Annotated in this window: 15 protein-coding genes and 1 pseudogene; 1 reads left to right on the top strand and 15 read right to left on the bottom strand. The window is 72.4% G+C overall.

Annotation, left to right across the window (positions count from 1 at the left end):
- Positions 1-168: 168 nt before the first annotated feature.
- From ACGFI8_RS29460 to ACGFI8_RS29390, 15 genes and pseudogenes are all read right to left on the bottom strand, one after another.
- Positions 169-1,545, bottom strand: a complete 1,377-nt coding sequence (locus ACGFI8_RS29460; protein ID WP_392809825.1) for a hypothetical protein — start codon at positions 1,543-1,545, stop codon at positions 169-171.
- A 266-nt stretch (positions 1,546-1,811) separates the two neighbouring features.
- Complete coding sequence (locus ACGFI8_RS29455) at positions 1,812-2,150, bottom strand: hypothetical protein (protein WP_392809823.1); 339 nt, start codon at positions 2,148-2,150, stop codon at positions 1,812-1,814.
- Positions 2,147-2,773: a hypothetical protein gene (locus ACGFI8_RS29450; protein ID WP_392809821.1), complete on the bottom strand. Its 627-nt coding sequence runs from the start codon at positions 2,771-2,773 to the stop codon at positions 2,147-2,149. Before ACGFI8_RS29450 ends, ACGFI8_RS29455 begins: the two co-directional genes overlap by 4 nt.
- Entirely contained in the window at positions 2,770-3,162 is a 393-nt protein-coding gene (locus tag ACGFI8_RS29445) for a hypothetical protein (RefSeq protein WP_392809820.1), read from the bottom strand. Before ACGFI8_RS29445 ends, ACGFI8_RS29450 begins: the two co-directional genes overlap by 4 nt.
- Complete coding sequence (locus ACGFI8_RS29440) at positions 3,159-3,965, bottom strand: hypothetical protein (protein WP_392809819.1); 807 nt, start codon at positions 3,963-3,965, stop codon at positions 3,159-3,161. Before ACGFI8_RS29440 ends, ACGFI8_RS29445 begins: the two co-directional genes overlap by 4 nt.
- 104 nt (positions 3,966-4,069) lie before the next feature.
- The gene (locus tag ACGFI8_RS29435; RefSeq protein WP_392809817.1) at positions 4,070-4,435 is read right to left on the bottom strand and encodes a hypothetical protein; all 366 of its coding nucleotides are present in this window, start codon (positions 4,433-4,435) and stop codon (positions 4,070-4,072) included.
- Positions 4,432-4,905 carry a hypothetical protein gene (locus ACGFI8_RS29430; RefSeq protein WP_392809816.1) on the bottom strand — a complete coding sequence of 158 codons (474 nt, stop codon included), beginning with the start codon at positions 4,903-4,905 and terminating at the stop codon, positions 4,432-4,434. Before ACGFI8_RS29430 ends, ACGFI8_RS29435 begins: the two co-directional genes overlap by 4 nt.
- Positions 4,906-4,996: 91 nt before the next feature.
- Positions 4,997-6,142 (bottom strand): DUF932 domain-containing protein, encoded by a 1,146-nt coding sequence (locus tag ACGFI8_RS29425; RefSeq protein WP_392809815.1) that lies wholly within the window; start codon positions 6,140-6,142, stop codon positions 4,997-4,999.
- 726 nt (positions 6,143-6,868) lie between these two features.
- The gene (locus ACGFI8_RS29420) at positions 6,869-7,555 is read right to left on the bottom strand and encodes a DUF4192 family protein (protein ID WP_392809813.1); all 687 of its coding nucleotides are present in this window, start codon (positions 7,553-7,555) and stop codon (positions 6,869-6,871) included.
- Positions 7,552-7,776 carry a hypothetical protein gene (locus ACGFI8_RS29415; protein WP_392809811.1) on the bottom strand — a complete coding sequence of 75 codons (225 nt, stop codon included), beginning with the start codon at positions 7,774-7,776 and terminating at the stop codon, positions 7,552-7,554. The genes ACGFI8_RS29420 and ACGFI8_RS29415 overlap by 4 nt, the downstream gene beginning before the upstream one ends.
- A gap of 751 nt (positions 7,777-8,527) precedes the next feature.
- Entirely contained in the window at positions 8,528-10,663 is a 2,136-nt protein-coding gene (locus ACGFI8_RS29410; RefSeq protein WP_392809809.1) for a hypothetical protein, read from the bottom strand.
- Positions 10,664-11,045: 382 nt separating this feature from the next.
- Positions 11,046-11,192 (bottom strand): hypothetical protein, encoded by a 147-nt coding sequence (locus tag ACGFI8_RS29405; protein WP_392809938.1) that lies wholly within the window; start codon positions 11,190-11,192, stop codon positions 11,046-11,048.
- A 221-nt stretch (positions 11,193-11,413) separates the two neighbouring features.
- Positions 11,414-12,607, bottom strand: a pseudogene (locus ACGFI8_RS29400) (ATP-binding protein); the annotation flags it as partial.
- Between the two features lie 222 nt (positions 12,608-12,829).
- On the bottom strand, positions 12,830-13,285 hold the full coding sequence (locus ACGFI8_RS29395; protein ID WP_392809807.1) for a hypothetical protein: 456 nt from the start codon (positions 13,283-13,285) through the stop codon (positions 12,830-12,832).
- Positions 13,286-13,658: 373 nt separating this feature from the next.
- Positions 13,659-13,823 carry a hypothetical protein gene (locus tag ACGFI8_RS29390; RefSeq protein ID WP_392809806.1) on the bottom strand — a complete coding sequence of 55 codons (165 nt, stop codon included), beginning with the start codon at positions 13,821-13,823 and terminating at the stop codon, positions 13,659-13,661.
- A gap of 140 nt (positions 13,824-13,963) precedes the next feature.
- Between ACGFI8_RS29390 and ACGFI8_RS29385 the strand changes: the two genes are divergently transcribed.
- A complete protein-coding gene (locus ACGFI8_RS29385) occupies positions 13,964-15,097 on the top strand; it encodes an IS701 family transposase (RefSeq protein WP_392809936.1) in 1,134 nt (377 codons plus the stop codon).

The raw sequence follows: 15,097 nt of genomic DNA, 5'->3' as shown, positions 1-15,097 counted from the left end.
GGCGTTGCGGAGATGCTCGCCGTCGTTGCCGCAGCGGTGACACCGGCCGATCTGCGGTCCGGTCATCGCGTACTCGTCCGGGTCCAGGCTGTAGCCGGCACTGAACTCACCCAGCACACCGCGGCCGCCGCAAGCGTTCGTGGTCGCCTCGGTCGCCGGTGTGGAGCGTCAGCCAGGTACTGATGGCTCACGGCGGGGCGCTGTGGGCTGTGACGCCGGTCGGGGCGGGATCTTGCCGAGGACCCGGACGGTGGTGGACGCGGCGATGGGTGCGGTGTCGGGGCCGCGGAGGTAGGCGAACACGTACCGCCAGCGGCGCAATGATCGTTCGGGTCCGTACGGTTGTTGCCGCCAGAAGCCGGAGACCCATCGCCGGACGTTCGGCGCGGGCCGGTCGGGTGCGGCGGATGCCGGCACCGGTGCCGGTTGGCCGGTTCGGGGGTGCGCGGCGCGGCCCCGGAGCTGGACCAGCCGGACGGCGGGCAGCGGGCGGCGGCTGCGCCGGTAGGCCCTGGCGATGCGCTGGTCGGGTTCGGTCTCGAGGATTTCGGTGCAGCGCTGGGCGATGAGCAGCAGCGTGGCGGTCAGCAGCGCCACCTCGTCACCGGCCGTGGCGGTGTGTTGGCTGACGTGGATGGTGGTGACGGGCAGCAGCCAGCCGATGTCCTCGCGGAGGTGTTGCAGCGCCTCGGGTGGCAGGCGGGCACCTAGGGCACGGTAGGTGATGATGGTGATCTCGCCGTTGGTGCTGGTCCAGGACGCGGCGCTGACTCGGTGCGGGCCGTGGGGCTGGGCCCAGCGCAGCAGGCCGTGCGGGACCGGCAGGTCGGCCGCGGTGAGCGTGGTGCCGGCTGGGAGGTCGGTGGCGGCGTGACGGGCGAGGTCGGTGAGTTCGTCATCAACGGCGTACAGATGGGCCTGGTCCAGCCCGTCGGCCATCGCGCGCCGGACCGGGGCCTCGAACATGGTGAGCGTGGTGGCGTCGGCCCGCAGCAACTTGACCGCGGCATCGCGGGCTTTGGGCATGGTCGCTGCCGGAATCGGTGTGTGGGGCCAGTCGGTGGTGGTGATGAGGGTGGCGCCGGGCCGGCGGGTGGCCAGGACGGTGGCGTGGATGCGCTGCACGGCGCGGGCGGCGATGGCGTCGGTGGCCCAGGAGGTGCGGTCGAGGGCGCGGCGCACGAGGGGCGCGGCCTTGCCGGCGTCGACGAGCCGGGCGCACGAGATGCACGCGGCCCACGTGTCGCCGAAGTTGTGGCTGGTCTGGGTGTCCTCGCCGATGGTGACGGCGTGGACCGGGCCGCTGCGGATGGACAGGATCGGGTACGGGTTGCTGCAGAAGTCGCAGTCGCGGGCCACGGCGGTGAGCTGGTCAGCGGGGACCGGCGCCGGGCGGTGGTCGTAGTCGCGGGGTCCGGTCGGGTGCAGGTGGGCGACGCCCCCGCCCGGGGTGCGGTAGGTGTTGAGGATCCGGCCGCAGGTGGCGCAGGCCATCTCGGTGGGCGGTCCGCCGAGCCGGTGCGGGGCGATCGGACTGGCAGTCACGGTTGCGCTCCGGGCTGGTCGCAGGGCGAGGCCTCGACGGTGCGCGCCTGGATCCGGCGCTGACCGGGCCGAGAGGTCTGCCGGCACGGGGAAGGTTCTGTGGGGATGTGGCCGAGGATGTGGCGCGCAGCAAACGTGGTGCGTAGCGAGCGGAAACGGTGCATGGCATGGGCTCCAGAACGAGGGGCGGAACATGAGACGGACCCGCCACGTGGGCGGGTCCGGGTATTGCGACGGCATGCGGTTCGGGCCGGGTCCAACGGAGTTCAGGGGCCGCGGAGCCGGATGCGGGCCTCGTCGGCTTCGGTGAGCACGCGGGCGGGCAGGTGGGTGACGTGTTCGGCCAGTGCGCGGGTGATGCGGTGCCAGCCGTCGATCACGAACAGTCCGGCGCCGGGGATCGGGGCGATGAGCAGCGGCCGGGAAAGGTCCGCGACCTCGGCCCGGTCTTGGTTCACGCCGATGAGCTGGGCGATCCCGGCCAGCACGGTGACGTCGGCCTGGCGCACGGGATAGTCGGCGGCGAGGGCGTTGCCGGCTGTGACGTCCCAGGCCCAGGCGAGGAACCGGAACACCTCCCACTCGCCGTGCGGGTCGCGGTTCACGGCGCAGCCCCGGGCTCGTCGGTATCTGGGATGTCGGTCAGCTGGTGCAGGTGCTGGACGACGCGCTCGTAGTGGTGGATCTCGGCGTGGAGGAGGTCGCGCTGGGCACGTCGCGGTCGTAGCTCGTCGCGGATCACCTCGTGCAGGCGGCGGTGTGCGCTGCGGCGGGCGGCGGCGAGCATGAGCGCGTCGCGGCCCGGCTGGGCCTGCCAGTGGGTGCGCAGGGCGTCGATGACCGCGGCGACGTAGGCGGCGGTGCGGTCGGGCACCGGCCGGCTGGTCAGCGGTCCGGTGGCGCGGTGGACGGTGATGTCGTGGCGGGTGAGCGGCTCGGTGGTGGTGGGGTCGATGACGGTGCCGCCGATGAGGTCGATGCCGTGGACGCTGGGTCGGTCGACCCGGTCGCCGGGCCGGTGGTGATCGTCGGGCCCGTCGCCGTACTCGACCGCGACGCGGGACGGGACCGGCACGTCGCGGTCGAGGTGGGGCCGGAACACGAACACCCCGGACAGTCGCCGCGCGGAGACGAGGTAGCGCACCGCCCCGGTGGCGGTGTCGATCGTCTCGAGGACCGTCAACGGCCCGTACGGGAGCGGCAGCGGCAGCGGCAGGGTGCGGGTCATGGCCGGTCACCGCCGCTTGGCGGCTCGATCCGGCCGGCCGCCGGGAGGCCGGCGACCGCGACGCGGACGTCGGTGTCGCCGTGGGCGTCGACGGCGATGCCAAGCGCCTGCCGGCCATCGGTGTCCAACTGCGGGCTGATCGCGACACGGCAGCCGGCGACCCCGACGGTGAGCTCGATGCTGCCGCGGTGCGGCGCGGCGACCTGCAGCGTCAAGCCGTGACCGGGCGGCAGCAGCGGCCGGCACGGGCGGCCGGAGCCGCGCACGATCGTGGTGATCCGGTCGATGACCGCGAATACGTCCCGGTGGGACTGCCGCAGCGCCTGGTGGATCTGGTCGAGGGCGTCGCGGTCGGCGGCGGCGTGGCGGTCCGGGGGCCAGGGCATCATGACAGACCCGCCTCATCGAACGCGGTCCGCGCGCCGCGCACGACGTGCCTGTGGCGGTGGGTACCACGCAGCAGCGCGTGGACGCGGTACGGCAGATCGCCGGTGAGCCGGAACCCGGGTCCGGTGCAGCCGGCCCCGGTCAGCTCGGTGAGCAGCCTGGCGGGTTCCCGCACTGCGCAGACCCACGCCTGACCGCTGTCCGGCTGGTACAGCAGGCAGAACAGGGCACCGTCGGCGCCGAGGACGCTCAACTCCGCGCGGTCGGCGTCGCCGGTGACCGGCCGGTCGACCCGCACTGGCCCTGCGGCGAGCGCGGCGGCGATTCTGGCCTCGAACGCGGCCGGGTCGATGATGACCCCGGCCGGGGCCGGCAGCCGCTGCGCGCTGTCCGGTCGGTTCGCGGCGGGTGCGATGCGGGCGTGGACCGCGGCCGCCAGGGTGGTGGCCAGCTGCCAGTCCAGGTCGCGGTAGCCGTCCGGGTCGAACGGCACCCGCTGCCCGGGCCGCTCGATGCTGTAGCCGGGCAGGGTGGTGTGCAGCAGCGGGTCGCGGACCGGGAATACGGTGATCCGGGCCGGTAGGCCGGCCACGGTCAGGTCGTAGCCGAAGACCTGCGCGCCGCTCAGGTCGTCGCCGTGGACGAGGACGGGCGGGTCCACCGGCGTCCCGAGGAGGTCGGTGAGGTAGTCGCTGATGTCCCGGCCGAACGTGACCGCGCCGGGTTCACCGCGGACCGGTACGTCCGGGATCGGGTGCCGGTCGGCGCCCGCCGGCAGGGGTGGTGGGGCTGGAGTGCGGAACATGACGTGGACTCCTCAACGAGGGAGGGAATCAGGTTGGAGACGGCCGCGCCCCGGACCAGCAGGTGGTCCGGGGCGCATGCGACGGAGGGGGCGAGCTGGCACGGTCAGGGCATGCCGACGCCGATGAAAGCGCCGGGCTGGCCGCGGACGATGGTCAGGTCGCGGTGGGTCAGGGCGAGCAGTTCCAGGACGAGGTGGGGATGGTCACCGGCGAGCCGGAACCCGTCCTCGTCGCAGCCGGCCCCGGTCGGCATTTCCGGCTCGCGGCCGGGTTCCTGCACCGCGAACACGGCCGCGCGGCCGGTTGCCGGTCGATAGAGGAACCAAAACACCGTGCGGTCGGCGGCGATAACCGCGACCTGGCCGGGCTCGCGATCGCCGGCCCCGAAGATCCGGTCGACCCGGGCCGGGCCGGTACGCAGGGCCGCGTCGAACCGTTCCCGGAACGCGGCCGGATCGGCGATGATCACGACGCCACCGCCGGCGCATCCCCGGGCTGCGGCGTGCCGGCGGCCTCACGGGCCTGCCGGTCGGCGGCGATGCGCAGGTCGTCGACGGCGATCCAGACCGTGCGGGCGAGCTGCCAGTCGACGTCGCGGTAAGTGGACACCTCGAACGGCACCCGGACCCCGTCGACGTGGATCGCATAGACCGGGACCGGTTCACGCAGCAGCGGCAGCTTCACCTCGAAGCTGGCGATGACGACCGTGTGGCCGGCGACGGTGCTGGTCCAGGTGGATACCTTCGGCAGCCGCCGTTCGTCGCGGCGGTTCTCCCGGTAGACCGGCGGGTCGACGTCGACGTGCAGCAGGCCGCGCAGGTGGGTGGTGATTGCCCGGCCGAACGTGTGGACGCCGTACTCGCCGACGATCGGCTCGGCGGTGATCTGGTGGGTGTAGGCGTCGGTGTGCAGGGGCGGCGGTTCGGGGGTGGACAGCACGATGCATCTCCTTCAAGGGCGACAGGTTGCAGACATGCGGGCCGCGAGCCCGGACCGCCTGGGGCGGCGGTCCGGGCTCGCCGGGGGAGGTTCAGGCGTGGGCGGCGGCGAGGCGCATCGCCTGGACTGCGTTGCTCTCCAGGTCGAACGCGGCGTCGGCGTCGTCGAGGGTCTGCGCCACCGACGTGACCGCGTGCATCACGCCACCGGCGGAGAGGTCACCGCCGCGGATGAAGTGCGCCAGGATGCTGTCCTGCTGCTCCTCGGTGAACCGCAGCTGCTTGCCGACGACCTTCAGCGTCGTGTCCGGCTCCTTCAGCTGCGTGTCCGCGGTCGTTTCCAGCTCGCGGAGCATTTCCGCGACGTAGTCCTCGTCGAGGAACGCTCGCACCGCGTCGGTGGCCCGTGAGGTGATCAGTTCCAGGGCCTTGGTGTTGGTCTCGGTCGACCACTCCACGACGCCGTCGTCGTCGGCCAGCCGGCCGCCGAGGTGGGCTCGCCGCAGGACGTTCTCGGCGATGACGAGGCCGTTGGAGCAGACCTCGAACCGGACCCACGGCTGGATGGAGAACGCCCCGCAACCGGTTTCCGAGTTGGTGATGGCCAGCCCCGCGGACACGACCGGCAGGTCGCGGCCGGAGCGGCCGTTGAACGGTGACCGGTAGTTCGCCAGCAGCTTCGGGGCCATCACCTGGATCTCCGGGGAGATCATCTTCACGTACATGCGGCGGTCGGTCAGGTCGCACGCGACGACGTCCACGGCGACGTCCGCGCGGCGGATGCCGTCCAGGGCGGACATGGCCACGTCGAGGTTGTCGATGCGGGCGTACTTCGTGGACAGCACCGCCCTGGCCACACCGCCGCCGGCAGGGTTGCGCAGGACCCGGATCAGGAACCGCCGGTCGGTGCGGGTCAGCCAGCCATTGACGTTCTCGTCGTACAGGTCGGGGTGCTCGACGGCGAGCTTGCGCAGGTAGGCGGTGGGGATGCCGAGCTTGTCAGCCAGGCCGGCGTTGGCGATGTCGTTAGGCTGGTAGACCCCGGCGGTCATCGTGACCCCGTCCGGGGTGAGCTCGGGCTCGGTCTCGTCCAGCACCAGCCGGCCACCGGCGGCGCGCATCCGGCCGGAGCCGGCCTTCACGTCGAGGCGGCGGGTGGACTGGTCACGCAGCAGGTCGATGAGCTGGCCCAGCTGCAGGTTGCGGGTGTCGGACACGGCGATGGTGGGTGCGGACACGAGCGGACTCCTCGAAGACGCGGGGTATTCGGTGCGCCGCCCAGCCCGCACGCGACGATGCGGCTGGCGCCGGAGGTGCCCGTCACGACCACGGGCTGAGCGGCGGTTCCCGAGGGCCTCCCCGTGGGGGCTGGGAACGAGGGCCCGCCGCCCGCCTGAGCGCAGCTGACGTCACAGCCCATGCGCCGGGCCGGAATCAGGCGCCAAGTAGCTCCCCGGCCGCCAGGCCGGGGAGCTTGCGGCGCCCCGGCCCAAGCAGGGCTTGACGACGGCCAGCCAGGCGGGAGCGTGAGTCCTCGAACCAGCCCCACAGGGCGAGCACCGGACCGCCGCCACCCGCACGACATCGATCGAAACCATCGAACACGTTGACGCGACACCTGTACGTCCGGCTGAACGTTCTCGGCCGCCGCTGCCGGCCCGCTGGCGTGGTTGTCTCGGGATGCGTCCGGGCGTGACTGCAAGGCGGGCGCCGGGGTGGTACGCCCAGACGGACCCGTGGCGGACCCGAGATCCAAATCGCCAGAGACGGCAGGGACGCGCATGGTCACCAGGTGCCACGCCATGTCCCAGAGGCGGCGAACGGCGACCATCACTCCGCCACAGTCTCTGCTGGTGGCGGATCGCGTAGCCTGCCGTGTCGCCGCATGGGCGGCCGGCGACGTGCCAGACGACGCCGGCCTACGAGATGGAGCTGGGTCCGGTACGCCGGCGGCCGACTAAAATTTAGCCCGGGATGAGGTCGGTGGGCCGCAGCTTCGACAGGACGGCGGCGACGACGACTGTCGTGATCGGGTTCTGCGGATCGACGGCGGCGGTGCGGCGGGCTGCGGCCAGGGCGAGCGTGCTTTCGCCGCGCATCCAGCAGCACCAGGAGGCCAGCGCGGCCGGTGCGGCGACGTACGGCTCCGGGATGCGGCGGGTGAGGTCCAGCCACAGGTTGCGCTGCCACATGTGGTCACTGGTGCGCAGCCGGGCGGCTTCCCGCACGGGGCGGCGGCGCAGCAGCAGCGCAAGCCGGGCCGTCTCGAGGTCGGTGAGGCGCTGGTCGAGCGTGGCCCGCTCCAGCAGCTTGTCGAGTTCGACGAGTTCCGGTCGCTCGATCCGCCGCGCGTCGTGGAACGCGGCCCGTACGCGCGCCTGCGCGTCGAGGTCGGGTTCGGTCAGGGCGAGCAGGTCGGACCGGGACGGCCAGGCCACCTCACCGACGACGGTTGCGTGCGCGGCGGTCTCGGTGGCGCGGGGGTCGAACCGGATGCCGGTGGTGGCCTTGCAGGTGCAGCCGCGGTCCAGGCAGTAGTAGGAGCCGGCCGAGACCATGCAGGTGTAGCTGATGTGGATGTGCGGGTCGACGTCGTCGATGAGGGCGGTGACGGTCCCGGTGGCGGTCAGCGGCCCGTACCCGACGATCACGACCGCCTGGCGCCGGTGCGGGTGGCGGTGTCGCGGATCTCGTCGGCGAGGGCGGCGGTCGGCGCGTCGAGGCCGACGCTGCTGTACGCCAGGATGAACTGGTCCGGCCCGAGGTAGAGGATGACAATGCGGTCGGTCGGGTGGTACTGCAGCAGGTAGGGAATCTTGCCGAGCAGGTCTTCGGGGCTGCGCAGCAGCTGTACTGCGGACGCGTCGCGCATGCGAGCACTCCTGATCACGATGCCGACCGTGCCGGTCTGACGGCGACGGCCGAACGGCGTCGAGCTCGGCAGCCGCCGGGCCCGGTCGGCATGTCCCGGACCGGTGGTGGCGTTCCGGGTCGTGCTGACCCGATGCGCGGACCGTCCCGACGGCCGCGGCCGGGCAAGGCCACCGGCCCCACGGCCGGTTCGCATCGCGGCGACGTCCGCGTTGGAGCGATGCCGCGGTCTCTGCCGGCCGGTGTGCCTTGCCGGGCAAGGGCAGGGGCGGTACAAGCGCGGCAGGGCAGCAGCGCCCGGACGCCACCCGACCGGCTCTGCGGAAGCCTCTCCCGGCTGTCGGCACCCACCGTCATTGGCCCGTTCGTCGTCCCCGATCCGAAGAGACCGGCGATCCTGGTTGCTCGCTTGTCGCGCCCGTCCTGCGTGCGACGAGTACAAAGTCGATAAACCCGCACCGAGGATGGGGTGTGGGGTGAGCGGGTGCACCGGCTGGCCAGCCGCCTTACGATCGGTACCAGGCATGATGGCCGGCAGGGCCGTGCGAGGAACCGGGACACGACGAGCGACGAGTGGAGCAGTTGCGTGAGCGTCCGCATTGGCGTGCTGCGGGTGGTGCTCACTGCCGCGATGCTTATCCGTGCGGCGAAAGCGCGGCTGGTGTGAGGACTCGCGTTTGCTGGGCGAGCTTCGCGCGGAGCGGCGTGTCGCTGTCGTCGATCTCCGCATGGCGGGCGTCGTAGTCGGCGAATCAGCCAGGATTCCGGTGTGACGCCCCGTGCTGGTCTGGGGCGATATGCTCGAGCTGGTTGTTGCCGTGGAGGTGCAGGCGTCGCCGTTCCAGGACGATCAGGGTTCGTGCGGGGGCCTGCCAGCTATCATCGCCCGTCGGGGCGGGCGTCGAGCCGTCGGCGAGGGCGCGCAGAGCCGGAACGTGGGCTGCGTAGGCGCCACCGAGATGTTCCAGGTCGATGCAGGCGCGGGTGACCAGGTCGCGGACCTGCTTCGCCCATCGGCCGGGCTTGCCCCACTGGTCGCGGCGGCGGCCGTGCAGCGGTCCTTCGCAGACGTTTGAGGCCAGCCACACCACGGGTGGGTGGACGCCGACGGCTTCGGCGAGCAGGGCGACCTTGTCGTAGTCCCAGGCAGTGCTGACGCCTTGCTGGCGGCGGAACCCGGCTGGTCTGGGGCGGGTGAGCAGGTGCCAGTACACGGGACGGACCGCGGTGGAGGCGACTAGGTCGTGTTCGTCGGTGAACCCGCGGGCGGACAGTGCGTGCGGGAGCCGGTCGTGGAGCAGGTGTGCCAGTTCGCGGCGGCTGATCGGCACCGCCGGGTCGTCCGCCGACGCCAGTCGGACCCGCTGCCGGTTCCCTGGCGTCGATGGCGGCGTGGCCGGCTCGGGCAGGGGGCGGCCGTCGGCGACGTCGGCCAGGTGGCCGAGCAGCAGCCCGCCGAACTCGGTGAGCATGTGCTCGAAGCCGCGGCTGCGGTCGCCGTAGTCCGGGCCTGGGGTCCAGCGGCCACCGCCGCGGTGCGCGACCCGGTGGGCCGCCTCGTGCAGCAGGGTCGCCAAGGTCTGGTGCCGGTCGGTGAGGACGTCGCGGTGGATGGCGACGTCGCCGTTGCGCGGGTTGTAGAACCCCTGCGCGCATGGGGCTTCCTCGCTGGCGCTGTAGACGCGGACCCGGTCGAGGGCGAACGGTCCGATCACCCGGCACACCAGTGCCCGCGCGGCGGTCAGCGTGTCGCGCTCGGGCGCGGTGAGGTCCCGGTCGGCTACCCAGGTGGTCTTGTCGTGGGTGCGGTGGTAGTGCCGTTGCTGGCGAACCCGGGCGACCTCGATCCCGAGCAGGGTCATCAGCGCCGACTTCTGGTGCCCGGGGAGGCCGTCGGCCGTGACTGCGGTGTAGTGCATGTCTTGCAGGTCCAGGACCGCCTCCTCCTGGCGGGTCCCGGCGAAGAACGCCTTGGCCGGCAGGTGCGTCCTGGCCCAGGTCCGCCACGCCACCCGGGGGCGGGCGTCGGCGACCGTCGCGAAGAACTGTTCGGGTTCGCGGAGCTTGCCGCCGCCGAGGACGTGGCGGGCGAACCGGTCGACAACCTGCGGGTCGTCGCTGGCGGCGAGAATGGCGCGGACCGCGTCACGTAGCGCGCCGGCTTCGATCACGGTCCGGTCGCGGTTCTGCAGGCCCTTGTCGTCCAGCGGCAAGTCGTAGGAGGCCAGCAGGCCCGGCATCGTGGAGACGAGGACGCCGCCGATCCACACCCGGCCCGGCGTGCCGGTCAGTACGCAGGTGCCGGGCGCTGCGGGCGGGTTGTAGCCGGGTTCGCGCAGCGCCCGGAACCGCCCGATCGCCTCCTCCGCCAGCTGCCGGGCGCATTCCACGGTGAAGACGGTGCCGCGGGTGCGGTCGTTGGCCTGCAGGTGGTAGACGAGGACTTCCGCACCCTGTCCGGACAGCGACGGGATCAGCCCTTCGAGTAGCCGCCGCCGCTCGACGGTCGGGACGAAGTCGTAGCCGACCGTCTCGCAGCGCACCGCGCCGATCTCGGGACTGCGGGCCAGGACCAGGCAGGCGAGTTTCTTGCCTTCGCCGAACTGGCCGATCTGCGCCGAAGTTTTGGTGGAGTGGCCGAGGATCATGCCCTCCTCCGGGATGCCCGGGCCGTCATCGGCGATCGTCAGAACCCCGTCGACCCACCCGACCTTCGAGGCACGGTCCTCGTCGAGGGCGTTGGCGATGAGCTCGCACAGCGCACGGACCGGCGTCCACGACTGTACGTAGTCCGGGGAGATCGGGTACGCGAGGGTGTCGGCAGCCGGGCCGGCGGCGTCGGCCTGGTGTGGCTTGGTGCGTCGGTCGGGGCGGTCACCGGTGGTCATGGATATCTCCTTCGCATGTTGGTGACACCGCCGGGGAGGCGGTGCCGGGTCATCGCAGATGCAGGCGGCGGCCGGGCACGGGCCGGTCATGGCCGGCCCGTGCTGCCGGTGCGGGACGGGATGCGATGGCGGGCTCGGCGGACGCGTGCGCGGTCAGTGGCGAGGACGGGGACGTTCCCGATGAGTGGCAGCGGCGTGCTGTCAGGGCCTTTGATCCGGGCCTGCACGCTGACCGAACGGCCGCCGACTCGGTCGAGAGTCGTGTCGGTCGTGCTCCTCGTCTTGTTGTCGCCGTTGCCGATGTGTGTCGTGCGTTGCGGCCTGAGGCGGAGTCGCTGGGTGGGTGGTCGCGTGCAGCGACCGGCTTCCGCCGGTTCGGCGTTCAGCGGTGTTCGGTGCTGTGCGTGGCGGGCGGGCCGAGCAGGGTGATGGCTTCGGTCCGCTCGTAGGGACCCGGGCGGTGCCGGCCGGCGAGATCCGCGAGGGTCCAGGCCAGGCGTAGGACGTGGGTGGCGCCGCGGGTGGACACGGTGCCCGCGGCGAGCGCGTCGCGCAGCGGCGCAGGTCCGCTGCCCGGATGCGGGCGACACTGTGCTGCAGGATGGCGTCGGGGACGCCGTGGTTGGTGGCGGCGACGTGGGGTGCCCAGCGGGCCGCCGCTGCGGCCCGGGCGGCGGCGACGCGGGCGGCGACCACCGCGGACGGCTCCCCACGGCCGAGTGGCTGCGCAGGTCCGGCCGGCAGGACGGCCTGGATCTCGGCCCGGTCCAGCAGTGGTTGCAGCCGGTGCAGGTGCCGGCGGCGCCGGGCCGGTGTGCAGGTGCAGGCGCCCGGGTCGTCGCAGGGGCAGTCCTGGGTGGTCATGACCAGTTGGGTCCGGGCCGGGTAGGTGACGGTCCGAGTGGCGCCGGTGAGCCGGACCAGTTCGGCGTCGAGGGGCTGACACAGCGCTTCGACGACCCGGCTGCTGAACGCGGCGGCGTGGTCGAGGTGCAGGACCCCGCCGTGGGCCAGGCTGACCGCGCCCGGACGGTGCAGGCTGCCGATCAGCGCGGTGGTCGGGCAGCTGTGGTGCGGGGCCTGCCACGGCGGCCGCCGCAGCATCGTCACCTGCGCCGGGATCAGCCCGGCGGCACGGTAAAGGTCGGCAACCTGCCGGCTCGTGTCGTCGTCCAGATCCGGCAACAGCCCCGGCAGGCAGCGGGCGAGGGCGGTGGTGGCCGCTGGCGGTCCGGTCACCATCAGGTGGTGCCCGCCGGCGGCGGCGACCTCGAGGACACGACGCGCCTGCCAGGCACCGGCGGGCAGGCCGGCCAGGTCCGCGACGGGCACGCCCGGGCTCGGCCACCCAGGCGCCCCGCCCGCGGCGGCGACGGCGGCCACCTGCGCGCTGTTTGCATCATGGGCGGCGATGCGCAGCTCGGCGGCGAGTTCCCGCAGGTGCCCGGCCAGCCACACGCTGATCCCGGGCACCGTGTCGGCCACGTTCCGGCCGCCGGACGGGATCACCGCGAGCGGCATCCCGGCGCCGGCGGCGGCGGTCAGTCGCTCCGCGACGGCGCGTGGGGTTCGCAGGCTGCCGTCGAGGCCGAGTTCGCCGATGATGACGGTGTTGCCGAGGCTGCCGGTCGGGAGTTGGCCGGTGACGGCGAGCAGCGCGACGGCCAGGACGGCGTCGAGGCCGGGATCGTGGGCGGGCAGGGCGGTGGGCGCGGCTTCGATTGCGACGTGCTGCGCCGGCCAGCGCAGGCCAGCGTTGTGGATTGCCGCGTAGAGCCGGTCCCGGGTCGTGTCCGCGGTGTCCGGGTGCAGCCCGGTGATGGTCCCGGCCGGCCCTGCCCCGGTCAGGGTGGCGTGGATGCGGATCAGCTGGGTTGTGTCGTCGGTGGCGGTGACCGTCGAGACGGTCGCCGCCGTGCTGCGGCTGGTCGTGGATGCGGTCATGGTGTGGCTCCTCGGTCGGTGCTGGGGCATGGCTGTCTGGGCCATCCGCCCGGATCGCCGGACGGATGGCCCAGGTGCTGCAGGGGGCGTGGACGACTTCCGAGCTGGGGTGGGCAGCGGTGCGGGCCATCGGACCCGGGCCGCCACACGCGCGTTCGGAGGGCTGGCAGGTTGCCGTGGAGGCTGGTCACCGGCCGAACCCTTGTTATCCACAGTGGATGGTCAGACTGGCGCGGTCGCTGTCGCCTGTGGCGAGGTGCTGGAGGCGGTCTGGCGAACGGCATGCAGCAGCTGGAAGACCCGGTCGGTGATCGGGCCGGGGTTGGTGCGGTGGATCGGCTCGGGGATGTGCCGCCAGCCGGCGGGCTCGCAGGCCAGCCACCAGTGCTGCTCGCCGTGCTGGATGTGCACGACGTCACCGACGGACACGGACCGGTTGCCGAACAGCCGATAGAGGCACGCAGCGAGGAAGCTGGTCTCGCCGTCCTCGGTGTCGCGCTCGTGTTGGAGCACGTCGAGGTCCTGGTTACCCAGCGCGAAAGCCCAATCGGCGACCGCCTCCGGATGCGCCACCATGTCGGCGCTGAGATGGGTGGAGATCGCGGCGGTGAGCTGCTGACCCTCGATGTAGGGCTGCAGCGGCCGCTCAGCGTTGAGGTAGATGGTGACCACGGCCATGGCGGGTCCTTCCCGGCGTGCGCGCACGCCGTGCTTGCAGCGCACCTGCACGTGGCGTGGAGACGCCGTCGCGGATGCGCGGGGGATGCATGCACGGCCCGGACGGTGCGCCGGGCCGGCTGCGCTGACCCGTGGTGCGGACCGGGCGGATGGCCGTGGCCCGGTCAAGGCCACCCGCGCCCGTCTCCAGGTCGCCGGGATCCGTGGGGTCCCAATGCTGGTGTGCACGGTTGCGGTGGGCGGGTGTGCCTTGCCGGGCGAGGCCACGGCCGGTACAAGCACGGCAGGGCAGCGCAGCCAGGACCGCAGCGCCGGGGCCGGCACGGCGTTGCGATACCGGCCGATACGGCAGCGGCCCGATGGACGCGAGCTGCTACCAGTCGAAAGCGGGCAACAGCTCGGTGGTGTCGGCGTCGCTGTCGAACAGGATGTAGGCGCCGCCGTGCTCGCGGGCCAGCCGGACGATGGGCAGCAGTTCGGGCGGCCAGCCACGGGTGGCGGCGAGCTCGAGGGCGTGGTCCGGCTCGGGTGCGTACATCAGCCAGCCGTAGGTGGTCGGGTAGGCGATGACGCCGTCGACATCGTCGAGGTGCTCGCACGTGTCCTGGGTTAGTACTGCAACGGTGTTTTGTAGTGGTCGGTCGTTGATCGTTAGTATCCATTGTGGTCAGTGTCGGGGTGGTGGAGTCATGGAACGCTGCGCTTGAGGATCTGTTCGCGCTGGTCGCGGGACGGTTCGGGCGGGTGGAGCCACGGAAGCGGGCCTTCGCCTATGTGCGGGGGTTGTTGGCGCCGTTGGAGCGGCGCAATGGGTGGACCCTGGCGGAGCAGGCTGGTGATGGTTCGCCGGACGGTATGCAGGAGTTGCTGTGCAGCCCTGGCTGGTACCGCGACGCGGTCCGCGACGACGTGCGCGATTACGTGGTGGAGCACCTCGCCGACCCGGACGGGGTGCTGATCGCCGACGAGACCGGTTTCGCCAAGAAGGGCCGGGCCTCGGCGGGAGTTCAGCGGCAGTATTCGGGCACGCTGGGGCGGACCGACAACTGTCAAATAGGGGTGTTCCTGGCCTACGCCACGTCGAAGGGTCGGGCATTGATCGACCGGGAGTTGTACCTGCCGGTGTCCTGGACCGGCGACCGCGACCGGTGCCGTAAGGCTGCGATCCCGGACGAGGTGGAGTTCGCGACCAAGCCGCAGCAGGCGCGGATGATGCTGGAACGGGCGATCGCCGCGGGGGTGCCGTTCGCCTGGTTCACCGCCGACGAGGCGTACGGGCAGAATCCCGGGCTGCGTGGCTGGCTGGAGGAGTCCGACATCCCGTACGTGATGGCGACCCGCTGCGACGACGAGGTGCCCTCGGGGCTGCACACCACCAGCCGGGTCGACGCGCTGATCGCCGCGGTGCGGGCCGGTGCGTGGCGGCGGATGTCCTGCGGTGACGGGGCGCACGGGCCCCGCGTGTATGACTGGGTGTGGCTACCGATCCGCCGGGTGTTCGAGCACGGCCGGCGCGGCTGGGTCCTGGCCCGGCGCAGTATCAGCGACCCGTCCGAGATCGCCTACTACGTGTGCTTCGGCAAGCGCGGGACCCGGCTGCGGGAACTGGTCCGGGTTGCCGGCAGTCGGTGGGCGGTCGAGGAGTCGTTCCAGACTGCGAAGAATGAGGTCGGCCTGGATCAGTACCAGGCCCGCCGTTACGACGCCTGGTACGCCCACATCACCCTGGCCATGCTCGCCGCCGCGTTCCTGGTCGCCACCCGGGCCGTGGAAGCCGAAAAGGGGGCACCGTTGACGGCGGGCACACACTGA

This window comes from Dactylosporangium sp. NPDC048998 (assembly GCF_043197855.1).
Classification (GTDB): Bacteria; Actinomycetota; Actinomycetes; order Mycobacteriales; family Micromonosporaceae; genus Dactylosporangium.
Note: the sequence above shows the minus strand (reverse complement) of the source record. Positions and strands in the feature narration are given on the sequence as shown.

What these genes read in the sequence shown, in the direction of transcription:
- ACGFI8_RS29450 (WP_392809821.1), bottom strand. Translation starts at nt 2,773, where the DNA reads ATGACCCGCACCCTGCCGCTGCCGCTGCCGCTCCCGTACGGGCCGTTG.
- ACGFI8_RS29445 (WP_392809820.1), bottom strand. Translation starts at nt 3,162, where the DNA reads ATGATGCCCTGGCCCCCGGACCGCCACGCCGCCGCCGACCGCGACGCC.
- ACGFI8_RS29440 (WP_392809819.1), bottom strand. Translation starts at nt 3,965, where the DNA reads ATGTTCCGCACTCCAGCCCCACCACCCCTGCCGGCGGGCGCCGACCGG.
- ACGFI8_RS29415 (WP_392809811.1), bottom strand. Translation starts at nt 7,776, where the DNA reads ATGCGCGACGCGTCCGCAGTACAGCTGCTGCGCAGCCCCGAAGACCTG.
- ACGFI8_RS29410 (WP_392809809.1), bottom strand. Translation starts at nt 10,663, where the DNA reads ATGACCACCGGTGACCGCCCCGACCGACGCACCAAGCCACACCAGGCC.
- ACGFI8_RS29395 (WP_392809807.1), bottom strand. Translation starts at nt 13,285, where the DNA reads ATGGCCGTGGTCACCATCTACCTCAACGCTGAGCGGCCGCTGCAGCCC.
- ACGFI8_RS29390 (WP_392809806.1), bottom strand. Translation starts at nt 13,823, where the DNA reads ATGTACGCACCCGAGCCGGACCACGCCCTCGAGCTCGCCGCCACCCGT.